15 protein-coding genes are annotated in these 14,648 nt (G+C 47.4%); all 15 read left to right on the plus strand.

Features of this window, described 5'->3' with window-relative positions; genetic code table 11:
- The first annotated feature begins 163 nt into the window (after positions 1 to 163).
- Positions 164 to 1,261, plus strand: coding sequence for an aspartate-semialdehyde dehydrogenase (gene asd / locus DXA20_RS00165; RefSeq protein WP_022305814.1), 1,098 nt, complete (start codon positions 164 to 166; stop codon positions 1,259 to 1,261).
- Positions 1,262 to 1,328: 67 nt separating this feature from the next.
- Entirely contained in the window at positions 1,329 to 1,733 is a 405-nt protein-coding gene (locus DXA20_RS00170; RefSeq protein ID WP_022305813.1) for an NUDIX domain-containing protein, read from the plus strand.
- 71 nt (positions 1,734 to 1,804) lie between these two features.
- On the plus strand, positions 1,805 to 3,097 hold the full coding sequence (locus DXA20_RS00175) for a dihydroorotase (RefSeq protein ID WP_118558885.1): 1,293 nt from the start codon (positions 1,805 to 1,807) through the stop codon (positions 3,095 to 3,097).
- A 25-nt stretch (positions 3,098 to 3,122) separates the two neighbouring features.
- On the plus strand, positions 3,123 to 4,043 hold the full coding sequence (pyrF, locus tag DXA20_RS00180; protein WP_118558955.1) for an orotidine-5'-phosphate decarboxylase: 921 nt from the start codon (positions 3,123 to 3,125) through the stop codon (positions 4,041 to 4,043).
- A 64-nt stretch (positions 4,044 to 4,107) separates the two neighbouring features.
- Positions 4,108 to 4,896, plus strand: coding sequence for a dihydroorotate dehydrogenase electron transfer subunit (locus DXA20_RS00185; RefSeq protein WP_118558956.1), 789 nt, complete (start codon positions 4,108 to 4,110; stop codon positions 4,894 to 4,896).
- 83 nt (positions 4,897 to 4,979) lie between these two features.
- A complete protein-coding gene (locus DXA20_RS00190) occupies positions 4,980 to 5,885 on the plus strand; it encodes a dihydroorotate dehydrogenase (RefSeq protein WP_022305809.1) in 906 nt (301 codons plus the stop codon).
- A 160-nt stretch (positions 5,886 to 6,045) separates the two neighbouring features.
- Entirely contained in the window at positions 6,046 to 6,891 is an 846-nt protein-coding gene (locus DXA20_RS00195) for a transporter substrate-binding domain-containing protein (protein ID WP_118558886.1), read from the plus strand.
- 85 nt (positions 6,892 to 6,976) lie between these two features.
- A complete protein-coding gene (locus DXA20_RS00200) occupies positions 6,977 to 7,663 on the plus strand; it encodes an amino acid ABC transporter permease (RefSeq protein WP_022305807.1) in 687 nt (228 codons plus the stop codon).
- A gap of 12 nt (positions 7,664 to 7,675) precedes the next feature.
- Positions 7,676 to 8,464, plus strand: coding sequence for an amino acid ABC transporter ATP-binding protein (locus tag DXA20_RS00205; RefSeq protein ID WP_118558887.1), 789 nt, complete (start codon positions 7,676 to 7,678; stop codon positions 8,462 to 8,464).
- Between the two features lie 31 nt (positions 8,465 to 8,495).
- A complete protein-coding gene (gene pyrE / locus DXA20_RS00210) occupies positions 8,496 to 9,173 on the plus strand; it encodes an orotate phosphoribosyltransferase (protein WP_118558888.1) in 678 nt (225 codons plus the stop codon).
- A 64-nt stretch (positions 9,174 to 9,237) separates the two neighbouring features.
- The gene (locus DXA20_RS16310) at positions 9,238 to 9,390 is read left to right on the plus strand and encodes a hypothetical protein (protein WP_022305804.1); all 153 of its coding nucleotides are present in this window, start codon (positions 9,238 to 9,240) and stop codon (positions 9,388 to 9,390) included.
- A 4-nt stretch (positions 9,391 to 9,394) separates the two neighbouring features.
- Complete coding sequence (gene fliB, locus DXA20_RS00215; RefSeq protein WP_118558889.1) at positions 9,395 to 10,444, plus strand: flagellin lysine-N-methylase; 1,050 nt, start codon at positions 9,395 to 9,397, stop codon at positions 10,442 to 10,444.
- A gap of 160 nt (positions 10,445 to 10,604) precedes the next feature.
- The gene (locus tag DXA20_RS00220; protein ID WP_022305802.1) at positions 10,605 to 11,498 is read left to right on the plus strand and encodes a hypothetical protein; all 894 of its coding nucleotides are present in this window, start codon (positions 10,605 to 10,607) and stop codon (positions 11,496 to 11,498) included.
- The gene (locus DXA20_RS00225) at positions 11,455 to 12,633 is read left to right on the plus strand and encodes a hypothetical protein (RefSeq protein ID WP_118558890.1); all 1,179 of its coding nucleotides are present in this window, start codon (positions 11,455 to 11,457) and stop codon (positions 12,631 to 12,633) included. The genes DXA20_RS00220 and DXA20_RS00225 overlap by 44 nt, the downstream gene beginning before the upstream one ends.
- Positions 12,634 to 12,729: 96 nt before the next feature.
- Positions 12,730 to 14,565 (plus strand): right-handed parallel beta-helix repeat-containing protein, encoded by a 1,836-nt coding sequence (locus tag DXA20_RS00230; protein WP_118558891.1) that lies wholly within the window; start codon positions 12,730 to 12,732, stop codon positions 14,563 to 14,565.
- The last annotated feature ends 83 nt before the right edge of the window (positions 14,566 to 14,648 follow it).

Here is a 14,648-nt window from a genome sequence, read left to right on the forward strand (position 1 = left end):
CCGGAAACGGTGAGATTAAGATCTTGCGAACAGTAACGATTTTATCACAGCAGGCATGAAATCACAAGTCCGGTTTGACTTATGTTTTAGAATAGTGTAAAATCGGAGAAAATGCGAAAGAGAATCATACGTGTTTTCAGAAAAAGTTATTTTGGAGGTCATCATGGATAAGAAGTTAAAAGTAGGTATCCTTGGCGGTACCGGAATGGTAGGACAGAGATTCATCTCTTTGCTTGAGAATCACCCTTGGTTTGAGGTTGTTGCGATTGCAGCCAGCCCAAGAAGTGCAGGCAAGAAGTACGAGGAAGCAATCGGTGGACGCTGGAAAATGACAACACCGATGCCGGAGGCAGTTAAGAACATCATTGTTGAGGATGTCAGCAATGTTGAAGAGGTTGCTTCTAAGGTAGATTTCGTATTCAGCGCAGTAGACATGAGCAAGGACGAGATCAAGAAGATCGAGGAAGAGTATGCAAAGACTGAGACACCTGTCGTATCTAATAACAGTGCACACAGATGGACTCCTGACGTACCGATGGTAGTGCCGGAGCTGAATCCGGAGCACTTAGAGGTTATAGAGTCACAGAAGAAGCGTCTTGGTACAACAAGAGGTTTCATCGCAGTAAAGCCAAACTGCTCTATCCAGAGTTATACACCGGCTCTTCATGCATTAAAGAAAGCCGGCTATGAGCCAAAGACAGTTGTTGCTACAACCTATCAGGCGATTTCCGGAGCAGGTAAGACGTTTAAGGACTGGCCGGAAATGGAGGGCAATATCATCCCATTTATCGGTGGTGAGGAAGAGAAGAGTGAGCAGGAGCCGCTTCGTATCTGGGGTCACATCGAGAACGGTGAGATCGTGAAGGCAGACGGTCCTGTTATCACAACACAGTGTATCCGCGTTCCTGTACTCAATGGTCATACAGCAGCTGTATTCGTCACCTTCGAGGAGGGCAAGAAGCCTTCTAAGGAAGAGATCATCCGTGTATGGAGAGAGTATTCGGGAGTGCCACAGGAGCTTAAGCTTCCAAGCGCACCGGAGCATTTTATCCAGTATCTGGAGGATGACAACCGCCCACAGGTTTCCATGGATGTTGACTATGAGAACGGATTTGGTGTATCTATGGGACGTCTCCGTGAGGATACAGTATTTGATTACAAGTTTGTTGGTTTATCCCACAATACCGTCAGAGGAGCAGCAGGCGGAGCAGTTCTTACCGCAGAGCTTCTGACAGCAAAGAAGTATATCACTGCGAAATAATCAGGCAGATTTCGATTGCAGTATTGAAAAGCGCGTTTTGGTGAGTATGAGGGAGTGAGGTGGCTGCATGAATGCATATAGGATTCTGGTGAAGGGGATTGTCAAAAAGGATGACAGATATCTGATTGTGGAAAAGTGGTACGATGATAATATCATGGATCCGTATCAGTGGGAATTTCTGGATGGGGAAGCCGAATTTGGCGAGTCGCCGGATGTGGCTGTTGTCCGCATGATCCAGGAGCAGACAGGGCTTACCGCAGAGATTGACCGGATCTTATATACATGGACATTTATGGTTGGCTCCGTGTGCAGTCTCGGTCTAACCTACCTTTGTTACACCGACATGGAAGAAGAGGATGTGCAGCTTTCTGAGGATCTGCACGACTGCCGATGGGTATCCGCGGATGAGTTTGGAGATTACATCTCCAATAAGAGAATGTTAGAGGATATCGACAAGGCAGAATTATATTAAAAGATAAGGGGTGTCAATGCCGTAAGGCTGACATCCCTCTTTTTCGTGATATGAGAGAGGACGGTGATTGGATGAAGATACTGATCAAAAATGGAAAACTGGTTGATCCGGCCAATGATGTGGATGCATTTTATGATGTTCTGATCGATGGTGATAAGGTTGCCGAGGTGGCGCAGGATATTGATCCGGAGGTGTTAGGAGAAGGTGACAGACTGATCGATGCCTTTGGTAAGGTAGTTATGCCGGGCTTTATTGACCTTCATGTGCATCTGCGCGAGCCGGGCTTTGAATATAAGGAGACGATTCAGACAGGCTGTGCTGCAGCAGCGCGCGGTGGCGTAACAACGATCTGTCCGATGCCGAACACGAAGCCGGTGATCGACAGTCCGGAGAGGGTGAAGGATCTTCTGGAGAGAGCGAAGGATGCGCCGGTGCATGTTCTTCCGATCGGTGCTGTCACCGTTGGTCAGGAGGGCAGGGAGCTGGCAGATATCGAGGGCATGTTAAATGCCGGTATTGTGGCACTCAGCGAGGATGGAAAGTCCGTGATGGACAGTCTTTTGTTCCGTCATGCGATGGAGCAGGCAGCGCAGTATGAGATACCGATGTTTTCCCACTGTGAGGACAAGCCGCTTGTGGACGGAGGTGTTATGAACGCCGGCGAGAAGGCGGAGGAGCTTGGACTTCCGGGCATCACAAATGCTGTTGAGGACGTGATCGTAGCGAGAGATATTCTGATCAGTAAGGAGACAGGTGCAAAGCTTCATCTGTGCCACTGTTCGACATCGGACAGTGCGGTGTTAGTCGGTATGGCAAAGGATCAGGGACTCCGGGTGACCGCAGAGGTTTGCCCGCATCATTTCACGATGTCCGATCAGGAGATCACAGAGGATGATGGCAGATTCAAAATGAACCCGCCGCTTCGCAGTCCGAAGGATGTGCAGGCGTTAAAGGATGCTCTTGCGTCCGGTGTGATGGATGTGATCTCAACCGATCATGCACCACATGGCGCTGAGGAGAAAGCACAGAGTATGTTGAAGGCTCCGTTTGGAATTGTGGGACTTGAGACATCCTTTGCACTGGGATTTACAGAGCTGGTGCAGGGAGGCTGTCTGTCCTTGTCGCAGCTCGTTGAGAAGATGAGTGTGAATCCGGCAAGAGTGTTGGATATTGACAAGGGTAATCTCGCACCCGGCAAAATTGCGGATCTTGTGATCGCGGATGTAGAGCATCAATATGAGATTAACAGTGCTTCGTTTGCTTCCAAGGGAAAGAATACACCGTTTGACGGACGTAAGGTGACGGGACGCGTGGTAACAACGATTGTGGATGGAAAGATCGTATACGAAGAAGGAAGATCATGAATCAGGAAAGGAACAGGTAATTAAAATGATCAATAAGTTAGTAGAGCAGATTCAGAAAAAGGATGCACCGGTTGTAGTAGGTCTTGATCCGATGCTTGGCTATGTGCCGGAGCATCTGACGAAGAAAGCATTTGAGGAGTATGGAGAGACTTTGGAAGGAGCAGCAGAGGCAATCTGGCAGTACAATAAGGGAATCGTTGATGCGGTATATGATCTGATTCCTGCCGTAAAGCCTCAGGTTGCAATGTATGAGCAGTTTGGTATTCCGGGCATGATCGCCTTCAAGAAGACCGTGGATTACTGTAAGGAGAAAGGTCTTGTCGTGATCGGTGATATCAAGCGTGGTGATATCGGGTCTACTTCTACGGCATATGCAGTTGGACATCTGGGTAAGGTGACAGTCGGAAGCAAACAGTATTACGGTTTTGATGAGGATTTTGTTACAGTGAATCCATATCTGGGAAGTGACGGAGTGAATCCGTTTATTGATGTATGTAAGGAAGAAAAAAAGGGAATCTTTGTGCTGGTTAAGACCTCTAATCCATCCAGCGGAGAGTTTCAGGATCGTCTGATCGACGGACGTCCGCTTTATGAGTATGTTGGTGAGAAGGTTAACGAGTGGGGCAGCCAGTGTATGGGTGATACCTACAGCTATGTCGGCTGTGTGGTTGGTGCTACTTATCCGGAGATGGGTAAGATCCTTCGTAAGATCATGCCAAAGGCATACATTCTTGTGCCGGGCTATGGAGCACAGGGCGGTAAGGCATCCGATCTTGCCCCTTATTTCAACAAGGATGGACTTGGTGCGATCGTAAATTCGTCCCGTGGAATCATCTGCGCCTATAAGCAGGATAAATATGCGAAGTTCGGCGCAGATCATTACGCAGAGGCATCCAGACAGGCAGTGATCGACATGATCGAGGATATTAACGCAGGACGCAGATAAGTTCGCGGCTCAGGATACATCTGTAGCGAGAAGCTGCAGTGTTATGGCAGAAATGGAGACAAGAATGGCAGAGAAAAAGAAATGTATGGCGGTGATCGTAAGCCAAAGTAAGATTTCCGAGGGAATCTACAGCATGTGGCTTCAGTTCCCCGGGGATTATAATATTGCGGCACAGGCTGTGCCGGGTCAGTTTATTTCCATGTACTGTGCGGAGGGAAGCAGACTGCTTCCAAGACCGATCAGTATCTGTGAGATTGATGCGGAGGGAAGAAAGCTTCGCGTTGTTTACCGTGTGGCAGGAAAAGGAACAAAGGAGTTTTCTGCTATGGGTGAAGGAGATCAGATCCCGGTGATCGGACCTCTTGGCAATGGATTTACGAGAAAGGAAGGAAAAGCGGTTTTGATCGGTGGAGGAATCGGAATCCCGCCGATGCTTGCACTGGCTGAGGCACTTCACGCAGAGGGCGTGGAGGTGTCTGTGGTGCTTGGATACCGGGACAGCGATCTTTTCCTGAAGGAAGAATTTACTCGGTATGCGTCCGTCTATGTATCTACAGAGGATGGCAGTATTGGAACGAAGGGTAATGTCATTGATGCGATCCGTGCAAATGAGCTGGAAGCAGACACAATCTATGCCTGCGGACCAATGCCGATGCTTCGCGGAGTGAAGGCATATGCGGCAGAGAAGAAGACAGAGGCACAGATCTCCATGGAGGAGAGAATGGCGTGCGGCATAGGTGCATGTCTGGGATGTGTCTGCCAGTCTACAGATGTAGACGGACACAGTCATGTACATAACAAGCGTGTGTGCAAAGATGGTCCTGTCTTTAATGCGAAGGATGTTACATTGTGATCGTGTGTCTGTAATCGGTGTTTGCCGGATTTGATCAGACAGACAGTACAGAGCAGACAGCTTATAGGACATGGAGGATGAATATGAATTTATCAGTTGATTTTGCCGGAGTATCGATGAAGAATCCTGTGACAACAGCATCAGGAACCTTTGGCTCCGGTGCAGAGTATGGAGAATATGTGGATCTGAACCGTCTGGGAGCAGTTACCACAAAGGGTGTTGCCAATGTGCCATGGCCGGGTAATCCGACGCCGCGTGTATGTGAAACCTACGGTGGTATGTTAAATGCTATCGGACTTCAGAATCCGGGCATTGATGTTTTTATTGAGAGAGACATTCCTTATCTGAAGCAGTTTGATACAGGAATCATTGTAAATGTGTGCGGTCATACCACAGAGGAGTATCTTGAGGTGGTAGAGCGCCTGGCAGACCAGGATGTGGATCTGCTTGAGATCAATATTTCCTGTCCGAATGTCAAGGAGGGTGGTATTGCTTTTGGTCAGAATCCAAAGCTGGTTGAGAAGATCACGGCGGACATTAAAAAGCGCGCAAAACAACCGGTGATCATGAAGCTGAGTCCGAATGTGACGGACATCACAGAGATGGCGAGAGCGGCAGAAGCAGGTGGTGCCGATGCTCTTTCACTGATCAATACACTGACCGGAATGAAGATCGACATCAACAGACGCTGCTTTGCATTGGCCAATCAGACCGGCGGTATGTCCGGTCCGGCAGTCAAGCCGGTGGCGGTCCGCATGGTATATCAGGTGGCACAGGCAGTGAAGCTTCCTGTGCTTGGCATGGGAGGTATCCGCACAGCGGAGGATGCACTGGAATTTATTATGGCAGGGGCTACGATGGTGGCGGTCGGAACGGCGAACTTTAACAATCCGGCGGCAACGATCGATGTGATCGAGGGCATTGAGCAGTTTATGAAGGAGAATCATGTGGAAGATATTCATGAGCTGATCGGCTGTGTTCACGCTTAATAAATACAGGAATATTTAACATTATCTTTACACTTGCAGTGGGCTATGATATGATGAAATCTGTGCGAGCAAGCTTATTTGCAAGCAACAGATTCCGGTCCGGCATTTTGGTGACCGGAGATGAAAGCAACAGACAGTAATACGAGGAAGGAGTTACATAATGAAGAAGAAAATACTGGCAATGGTACTTTCACTGGCAATGTGCTGCAGTATGACGGCATGTGGAAGTGCAAATAAGGACACGGCAACAAGCGACGGCGCTTCATCTGATAAGAAGGCAGCTTCCAAGAACGACAATGGCTCTGATCTTGCTTACATTCAGGATAAGGGAACACTGATCGTTGGTATCACGGATTTTGAGCCGATGGATTATCAGAAGGGTTCTGATGAGTGGATCGGTTTTGATGCGGATATGGCGAATGCATTTGCAAAGAGCCTCGGCGTTAAGGCTGAGTTCGTAGAGATTGACTGGGATAACAAGGTTCTGGAGCTTGATGCAAAGTCCATCGACTGTGTATGGAACGGTATGACACTTACCGATGAGGTGACAAGCTCTATGGCATGCACCAATGCATACTGCAATAACGCACAGGTGGCAATTGTCAAGGCAGCAGACAAGGATAAGTACAGCACCGTAGAGAGTATGAAGGATCTGAACTTTGCGGTTGAGGCAGGCTCTGCAGGAGAGAAGGAGCTTTCCAAGCTTGGTTACAATTATACATCCGTAAAGGCACAGGCTGATGCGCTGATGGAGGTTTCCGCAGGTACCTCTGATGCGGCAGTGATCGATTCCCTGATGGCAGCAGCAATGGTTGGTGAGGGAACCGGTTATGAGAAGCTTACTTATACAGCAAGCTTTAATAGCGAGGAGTATGGTGTAGGTTTCCGTAAGGGATCTGACATGGCAGACAAGTTAAATGACTTCTTTGCTGAGAGCTACAAGGATGGCAGTATGAAGAAGACAGCCGAGAAGTATGGTGTTCAGGCTGCACTTATTGAACAGTAATATAATCATGCAGGGCTGCCGTGATGTTACATCTGCGGCAGCTTTTGCCATGCAAAGAGAGAAATAATAAAAGGCAGGTATAATAATGTCAACGATCATGGAACAGATGCCCATCGTATTTCATGCATTAAATGTGGGCTTTTTACAAACATTAAGGCTATTTTTTGTAACGCTTTTAGGAGCCTTTCCACTTGGACTGGTCATCGCATTCGGATCTTTATCCGGTTTTCGTCCACTGAAGTATCTCACAAGACTGTTTGTGTGGATCATTCGTGGAACGCCTCTGATGATCCAGCTTCTGATCATCTATTATTTTCCGGGACTTGTTCTTGGACAAACGATCTGGAGCGGCGGTGAGGACGGAAGATTCATGGCGGCAGCTGTTTCCTTTATTATTAATTATGCGTGCTATTTTTCGGAGATCTACCGTGGTGGTATCCAGAGTGTGCCAAAGGGGCAGCAGGAGGCTGGTCTTGTACTCGGTATGACCAAAAGACAGATCTTTTTCAAGGTAACATTGTTACAGATGATCAAGCGGATTGTTCCTCCGATCTCCAATGAGATCATTACACTGGTTAAGGATACTTCTCTGGCGCGTATTATTGCGCTGCAGGAGATTATCTGGGCAGGTCAGGCATTTCTGAAGGGCTCCAACGGAATTTCCGGACAGATCTGGCCGTTGTTCTTTACTGCGGTTTATTATCTGGTATTTAGCGGTATTCTTACCCTGTTCCTTGGATGGCTGGAGAGAAAGCTGGAATATTTCAAATAGGAGGACAATGTCATGGCAATATTAGAAGTACAAAATATCGAGAAATCCTTTGACCGAACACCGGTATTAAAGGACATTTCCTTTTCGTTGGAGCAGGGACAGGCTCTGGCGATCATTGGTTCCTCTGGTTCCGGCAAGACAACACTGCTTCGTTGTCTGAACTTTTTGGAGAAACCAGATAAAGGAAGGATCGTTGTTCAGGGAGAGACGCTTTTTGATGCAGAGGATGCAACCTCTGTCAAGGAGAAGGATATCCGCATGAAGCGGCTTCACTTTGGTATGGTTTTTCAGGCGTTTCATTTGTTTCCGCAGTACACGGCACTGCAGAATGTTATGCTGGCAAGACAGCTTCTCGAAAAGGGCAAGCCGGGCTTCAAGGAAAACAAAAAGAAAATCTACGAAGAAATTGAGACAGAAGCTAAAGAGCTTTTAGACAAAATGGGATTATCGGACCGGATGCAGCATTATCCGCATCAGCTTTCCGGCGGACAGCAGCAGCGTGTGGCAATCGCGAGAGCGCTTGCATTAAAGCCGGACATTCTTTGCTTTGATGAGCCGACCTCAGCACTGGATCCGGAGCTTACCGGGGAAGTTTTAAAGGTCATCCGCAGTCTTGCCGATCAGAATATGACCATGGTCATTGTCACACATGAGATGGCGTTTGCAAGAGATGTGGCGGATCAGGTTATCTTTATGGACAGTGGAGTGATCGTGGAGCAGGGCGACGCAAAGCAAGTGATCGAGAATCCACAGGAAGAGAGAACAAGACAGTTCCTGTCGAGATTTTCGCAGGGGATATAGTGTCTTTTAAATGAATAAGGAGGTATTTACAATGGAACAGTACAAGCAGGAATTTATCGAGTTTATGGTGGAGAGTAATGTGTTGAAGTTTGGTGACTTTACACTGAAGAGTGGTCGTAAATCTCCATTTTTTATGAATGCGGGAGCTTATGTGACAGGCGCACAGCTTCGTAAGCTGGGACAGTATTATGCGAAGGCGATCCATGAGCATTATGGGGATGATTTTGATGTGCTTTTCGGACCGGCATATAAGGGAATCCCACTCAGCGTAGCTACGATAATGGCATTTGACGAGCTGTATGGCAAGGAGATTCGCTATTGTTCTAACCGTAAGGAAGTCAAGGATCATGGAGATACCGGCATTCTTCTGGGAAGCAAGATCAAGGACGGAGATAAGGTTGTCATCATTGAGGATGTTACGACATCCGGTAAGTCCATTGAGGAGACATTCCCGATCATTCAGGCTCAGGGGGATGTGGAGATCCTTGGACTGATGGTATCCTTAAACCGTATGGAGAGAGGTCTTTCCGGCAATGCCAGTGCCCTTGATGAGATTCAGGAGAAGTATGGCTTTGGCGCAAATGCGATCGTAACGATGGAGGATGTGGTAGAATACCTTTATAATAGGGAATGTCAGGGTAAGATCGTGATCGATGATACGATTAAAGCGGCGATTGATGCATATTATAAAGAGTACGGTTGTCAATAAATGATTCGTGGCGGTTTCTCAAACAGCGCGAAACCGTTCATAAATGAAATGGAGGAGGGACCTTATGGCAGAGAAGGTTTACAAAACAATGAAATCCGTGGGAGCATTTAGTCTGGTGACAGGGATTCTCCTGATCGTAGGCGGAATTGCTGCCGGTGTTGCCGTTATCATTAATGGAGCAAAGCTGCTTCATGCAAAGTCAGATCTGACATTTTAAAGAGATGGGATATTATTACTTAGGACTTTACAAAGACTTTTCCTGCATGGCAGGAGATTGTCCTTCGACCTGCTGTGCAGGTTGGAGGATTCGTATTGATCAGGAGACAATGGAGAGATTTCAGGCATTGCCGGATCACAAACTGCGGGATGATATTCTGCAGCATGTCCGTAAGAAGGGACAGGACTGTTATTTTGCAAACCGTTCGGATGGAAGCTGTGCGATGCTTGATCCGGACGGTTTGTGCCGCATTCAGAGAAATACAGAGGAACAGATGCTGTGTGTTACCTGCCGCAAGTTTCCGAGACTGGCAGGAAGGGTAAATGGGGATCTGTGGATGTCCATGGCGGCATCGTGCCCGGTTGTTGCCAAGTATCTGCTTCAGCAGTCGGTCAGCTTTTACAGAACGGATGGACATGTTACCGGTGATGTGTCCCGGCAGGAGATTCCGAAGTTTTCCGGGGAGTATGGATCGCTGATAAGGCTTCTGAAAGAAGCCAGTGCAGACGAGCAGATACCGGATATGAGGGAACAGATCCGCAAAATGTGGAACCGCTACTGCAAAATGTACGACATTGTGAATGGATGTCTGGAAATCATGGCGTCATCGCCGGAGCTAAACTATCTGGATGGAAGCTTCGATTATTTTGAGGGTGAGCGTGAGACGTCAAAGATTTTGCAGGAAATGATGGATTTTGAGGAGAGGAACAGAGAGCTTATACGGCGCTTCGCTGCCAATTATCTCTGCTACCGGGTCTATAGCTGCAGGCTGGAATATCCGGAAAGCAGTGATGCAGAGAATCAGTTTCGGATATTGGGAGAGTTTTTTTTGTTTATGATTTTGCGGTTTTCAAGAGATCTTGTATTGGGGCGGTCAGATGATGATATTGTGATTGCGGAAATCAACTGGATGTACCGCTTCTGCGTGCATGGACGGAAACGGTATGTGAAATTTGGAAAATTAGTCAGGGAAACATTCAAAAAAACAGAATATTTAGCCGAAATAATTAGTAGTATAACCGGAAGCGATTTTCAGGATGCAGTGTCAGAGTAGGCAAAATCAGAAAATGCCTTGTATCACGCGGCATTTTCTGGCGTTTACGACAAAATATGACAGACTGATTTATTAAAAAAGTAGAAAAAATAAAAACCTCTTTACGAAGCCGTAAAATTATCATATGATTGTGATACCAAAACGGGTGAGGAGGAAATTTATGAAAATTGCATTTTGGAGCAATGTACGAAAGAACGGCGGAGTGTCGACCAACATGGTATGTATGGCGGCTGTTTCCGCAATTGCAGGGATGGGAAGAAGTGTTCTTCTGGAGAATCACTATAATGTGAATAATCTGAATGGTATGCTGCTATCACAGGACAAGATCGATATGCTGCATGAGACCGGACAGTATTATAACAAGTATGGGATTGAGTATATACTCAAAAGGCTTTATACGGGAGCACCCGGAGAGCAGTTGATTCGAAGAGCATCTATTCCTCTGTTATATTCGAGCATCTATTATCTTCCGCAAAGTTATATTGTAAATAGAGAAGTTTTTGACTATGAGTTTGAGCTGGCACATAAGGATCTGTTCCGCTGTCTGGAGAATATTTCCGATATGGTATTCATTGATACGGAATCAAAGGGCAATGCAAGCTCGGTACAGATCCTGGAGGAAGCTGATATTGTTGTGGTCAATATTGATCAGGAGCAGGCAGCATGGGACGATTTCTTTGAACACTTTGAGGGACTGGCGAGCAAATCAATCTTTCTGGTCGGGCAGTATGAAAAGGAAAATCCCTTTGATCTGGAACAGATCCGGAAGGAATACCGGATTCCCAAGGAGAGAATTGGTGCGGTTCCTTACAATATCGATCTGCGTATGGCAGCGGCCGAGGGAAGGATCATTCCGTTTCTGAACCGCAATTATCTGAGGAGCAGCCGTGCAGAGAACAGTGAGTTTATGAGTCAGTTAAAGCAGGCAGCTGTGATGTTGAAGGAAAATATCGTTCGGACGGGGAAGCAGGACGTGGCGAGCCGGTACAGAGCGGATGAAAGGAGGCGTCATGGACAGACATCATCCGTATTGGAAAAAAGATCTGGAGTTTAAATATACCTATTGCTTTGGACTTGGCGTAATGTCTATGGGACATATGAAGTCTATTATGGAAACGCAGGATTTCTTTGAGGAGCTTATGAGGTCGATCGATCTGGCGAAAGAGCAGGAACAGCAGATATTCTTTGACCTGAACAACCACTTTGATGAATGGGTTGACTATGTATTCGGAATGCTGCAGGGGAAAGAAGAACAGTATTGCTTTGTGCTTGATCTGTACAGCATTCTTTCTTTCGCATCCTGGGCGAAGGAATATTGTCAGGCAGTGCTGGAGGACTATCTGCAGGTGTTTCAGTTTTCAACGGCGGAGCGTGAATTTTTTGCGGCATTTGACCGCTGCCGGCAAATGGGCAGAGTTGAGGCTGCAGTAGAAGTATACCGCAGATTTGTGGAGCAGGGCTTCCGGATCAGGTATGATTTTCTGACCTGGTTCTTTCCGATGTTTCATCTGGAGGAGCAGCTGGAGGCGATGCGGATTCGTGACGGGGAGACGGTGATTCTGGACTATCCGGTTGTGATACAGGGAGATATTGAAGTAGATAAGGGTGGACGTCTGTTGATCCATGGAGCGGATATTCATATGAACGGCAGAGTGATCGTGCATGGTGGACGCTTTGTAGCAGATCACGGGCATATTGAGGTGATGGGCTGCTCTGCAGCATACTGGCTGACAATCGAGGAGTCCTCGGTTGTCACCCTCACAGACACCACAGTGAACTGTCAGGAGCACTGCGGCATGCTGCATCAGACAACGGGGTATCTTCTGATCCGCGAATGTTGGATTTGTCACACAGCAGGAGCCAGAGCAATCTCCTTTGAGGGCGATGCAATGAAGCTTGCAGATACGCATTTCTGCTATGGACAGGGAGGGATGTTATCGATTGAGGATGCTGCCAGTGCAGAGATCGTGGACTGTACCTTTAAGCATGCACAGGCAGAGTATGGAGGAGCTGTTTACGCGGATACCATACACGATGTTTTACTGCGCCGATGCAGTTTTGAGAGCTGTCATGCCAAATATCTGGCGGCGGCTGTGTACTTTAAGTATCAGAAGCTGGGGCAGCGCATTGAGGAATGCAGCTGCAGAGATTGCACGCCGCAGGAGCATCCGTTTTTTAACACACTTTGAGAGTGGGGATCTTACGGGAAAAGATCAGGAAGCTTCTGTTTGCAGTCTGGCAGACAAGAGTCCGTATAAGCATTTTGGGAAAGGCTGGTGATTCGTATGATCATAGGGAATCAGAAAAAGCTTTATTATAAAAAGAAATCCTGGCTGACGCCGAAGCATCCTCTGTACTTTGAATCGGAGGAATTTAAGATGTATTATGCGGCGGCAGTTATGATTCACGCTGCCATGAATCCGCAGGTGCCGCCGGAACAAAACTACGAGCTGGACCGGCTGATACACCGGGGGCTGGAGCTTCGGGCAGAACAGATGGCGCTGGCATTGAAGAAATCTGCAAATCCAAGCGAGGTGCTGGGATATCTTTGTGATCATATGGATTCTGATGAGAAACGTTATCTGTTGATGTTAGATCTGTACAATATATCTTCGGAGGATGATCCGTCTGAAAAGGAACAGGAAAATATAAGGCTTGTAATGCACATGCTTGAAATCCCGGAGAAGGCATCGAGGCTGTTAGCTCATTTTATACAGGCGGCTGGACAGGAGAAGGATGAACAGTGCCGTCGGATCTATCAGCAGATGACAGAAGCGAAGATGGAGCTGTCTCTGATGGAATTAAAATATTACCGGATGACATTATACGAGACCTCGCTGTGTACCCAGGAAGATCTTGATAAAGCCGGAAAGCTGCGGCTTGTAGATCGCTGTGAGATCCGGGAGGATATTGTTTTAAGGGATGGCATGGTGCTGCGGCTGGATCATGCCGTGGTGCGCATTTATGGCAATATTTCTATTGAAGGAGGTACCTTGATCGCTGAGAACAGTAAATTGATCCGTAAAAGTGATTCTCACCGGGCATGTGTCAATATTCGTCGTGCCGGAAAAGTGATCATGGAGCAGTGCGATATTGACTGCCGGAATTACGGAATGTTTCTACGGGCGCAGGATGGGGAGGCTGTCATTCGGGACAGCGAGATATATCATACGACAAGGGGAGCTGCGGTGCGTTTCTGGGGAAAGACACTGGAGCTTACCGGGACGGTTTTCCATCACTGTTATTCCAGAGAAAACGGTGGTGCAGTAATGGCGAGAGACGGAAAAGTAACGATCCGGCAGTGCCGTTTCTGGCATTGCGAGGCAGTTCGTGGCGGTGCTGTGTATATCAGACAGTCGATGGAGATAAGAGACTGCTTTTTTAAGAAATGTTATGCTTCCGAATATGGAGCAGCCGTCTTTTGCATTGGTTGGATCGGAGATGGCGTGTCAGGTCTGCGATATCAGGAGTGTTTTCCGGAGAGAACGGAGACGATACAATATATCATTGCGCCGAGAGGTCTGGAGATTTCGGGAGAGTGTGAGATCGCGATCCATACGATTGTGGACTGCGAATTGCAGGTGCAGCCACAGGGAACTCTGCGGATCCATGATGCGGTCGTGTATTTAAGATATCCGATCCGGTGCAGAGGTTATCTGGAGATTGAGAAGTCGTTCGTGCGTGCAGATGATATGGAGGCAAATGACATGATCATACTGGAGCATGCAAGAGGCTGTACGGTCAAGGAAAGCAGATTGGACGGTATGGGCAGAAAGGGAGGCATTTTTGCAACCGGAAGCCGGATGGAGGCGTACCGGTCGGTTTTTTGTAATATGCGGGGCGGAAGAGCGGTATTTAATGCATATTTTCCACAGATCACGCAATGTATTTTCAATTACTGTCAGAATGGCGGTGTACATTGTCAGAGTGGAGTTGTGGAGGGATGCCTGTTTGTGAACTGCCGGGGTAAGAGTGGCGCGGCGGTCACGATGCTTGGCAAGAAAGGTATGATCAATAACTGTCGTTTTGTCCGCTGTATTTCGGATATCAGTGGAGGAGCCGTGGACAAGGCGGTCGGAAGTCAGCTTGAAAACTGTGAATTTCAGGATTGTACGCAGTGAGTTTTGAAGACGACTTGTATCCGGAATTTATTCAGAAGCTTCTTCAAAACGCCGTCATGTAGGAAAATCGTGTATAAATGCAT

Source organism: Roseburia sp. AM59-24XD, assembly GCF_003478445.1.
In the GTDB taxonomy this organism is placed as follows: domain Bacteria; phylum Bacillota; class Clostridia; order Lachnospirales; family Lachnospiraceae; genus Jutongia.

Excerpts from the sequence above, each read along its gene's own strand:
- asd (WP_022305814.1), top strand. The coding sequence starts at position 164 with ATGGATAAGAAGTTAAAAGTAGGTATCCTTGGCGGTACCGGAATGGTA.
- DXA20_RS00170 (WP_022305813.1), top strand. The coding sequence starts at position 1,329 with ATGAATGCATATAGGATTCTGGTGAAGGGGATTGTCAAAAAGGATGAC.
- DXA20_RS00175 (WP_118558885.1), top strand. The coding sequence starts at position 1,805 with ATGAAGATACTGATCAAAAATGGAAAACTGGTTGATCCGGCCAATGAT.
- pyrF (WP_118558955.1), top strand. The coding sequence starts at position 3,123 with ATGATCAATAAGTTAGTAGAGCAGATTCAGAAAAAGGATGCACCGGTT.
- DXA20_RS00185 (WP_118558956.1), top strand. The coding sequence starts at position 4,108 with ATGGCAGAGAAAAAGAAATGTATGGCGGTGATCGTAAGCCAAAGTAAG.
- DXA20_RS00190 (WP_022305809.1), top strand. The coding sequence starts at position 4,980 with ATGAATTTATCAGTTGATTTTGCCGGAGTATCGATGAAGAATCCTGTG.
- DXA20_RS00195 (WP_118558886.1), top strand. The coding sequence starts at position 6,046 with ATGAAGAAGAAAATACTGGCAATGGTACTTTCACTGGCAATGTGCTGC.
- DXA20_RS00200 (WP_022305807.1), top strand. The coding sequence starts at position 6,977 with ATGTCAACGATCATGGAACAGATGCCCATCGTATTTCATGCATTAAAT.
- DXA20_RS00205 (WP_118558887.1), top strand. The coding sequence starts at position 7,676 with ATGGCAATATTAGAAGTACAAAATATCGAGAAATCCTTTGACCGAACA.
- pyrE (WP_118558888.1), top strand. The coding sequence starts at position 8,496 with ATGGAACAGTACAAGCAGGAATTTATCGAGTTTATGGTGGAGAGTAAT.
- DXA20_RS16310 (WP_022305804.1), top strand. The coding sequence starts at position 9,238 with ATGGCAGAGAAGGTTTACAAAACAATGAAATCCGTGGGAGCATTTAGT.
- fliB (WP_118558889.1), top strand. The coding sequence starts at position 9,395 with ATGGGATATTATTACTTAGGACTTTACAAAGACTTTTCCTGCATGGCA.
- DXA20_RS00220 (WP_022305802.1), top strand. The coding sequence starts at position 10,605 with ATGAAAATTGCATTTTGGAGCAATGTACGAAAGAACGGCGGAGTGTCG.
- DXA20_RS00225 (WP_118558890.1), top strand. The coding sequence starts at position 11,455 with ATGGACAGACATCATCCGTATTGGAAAAAAGATCTGGAGTTTAAATAT.
- DXA20_RS00230 (WP_118558891.1), top strand. The coding sequence starts at position 12,730 with ATGATCATAGGGAATCAGAAAAAGCTTTATTATAAAAAGAAATCCTGG.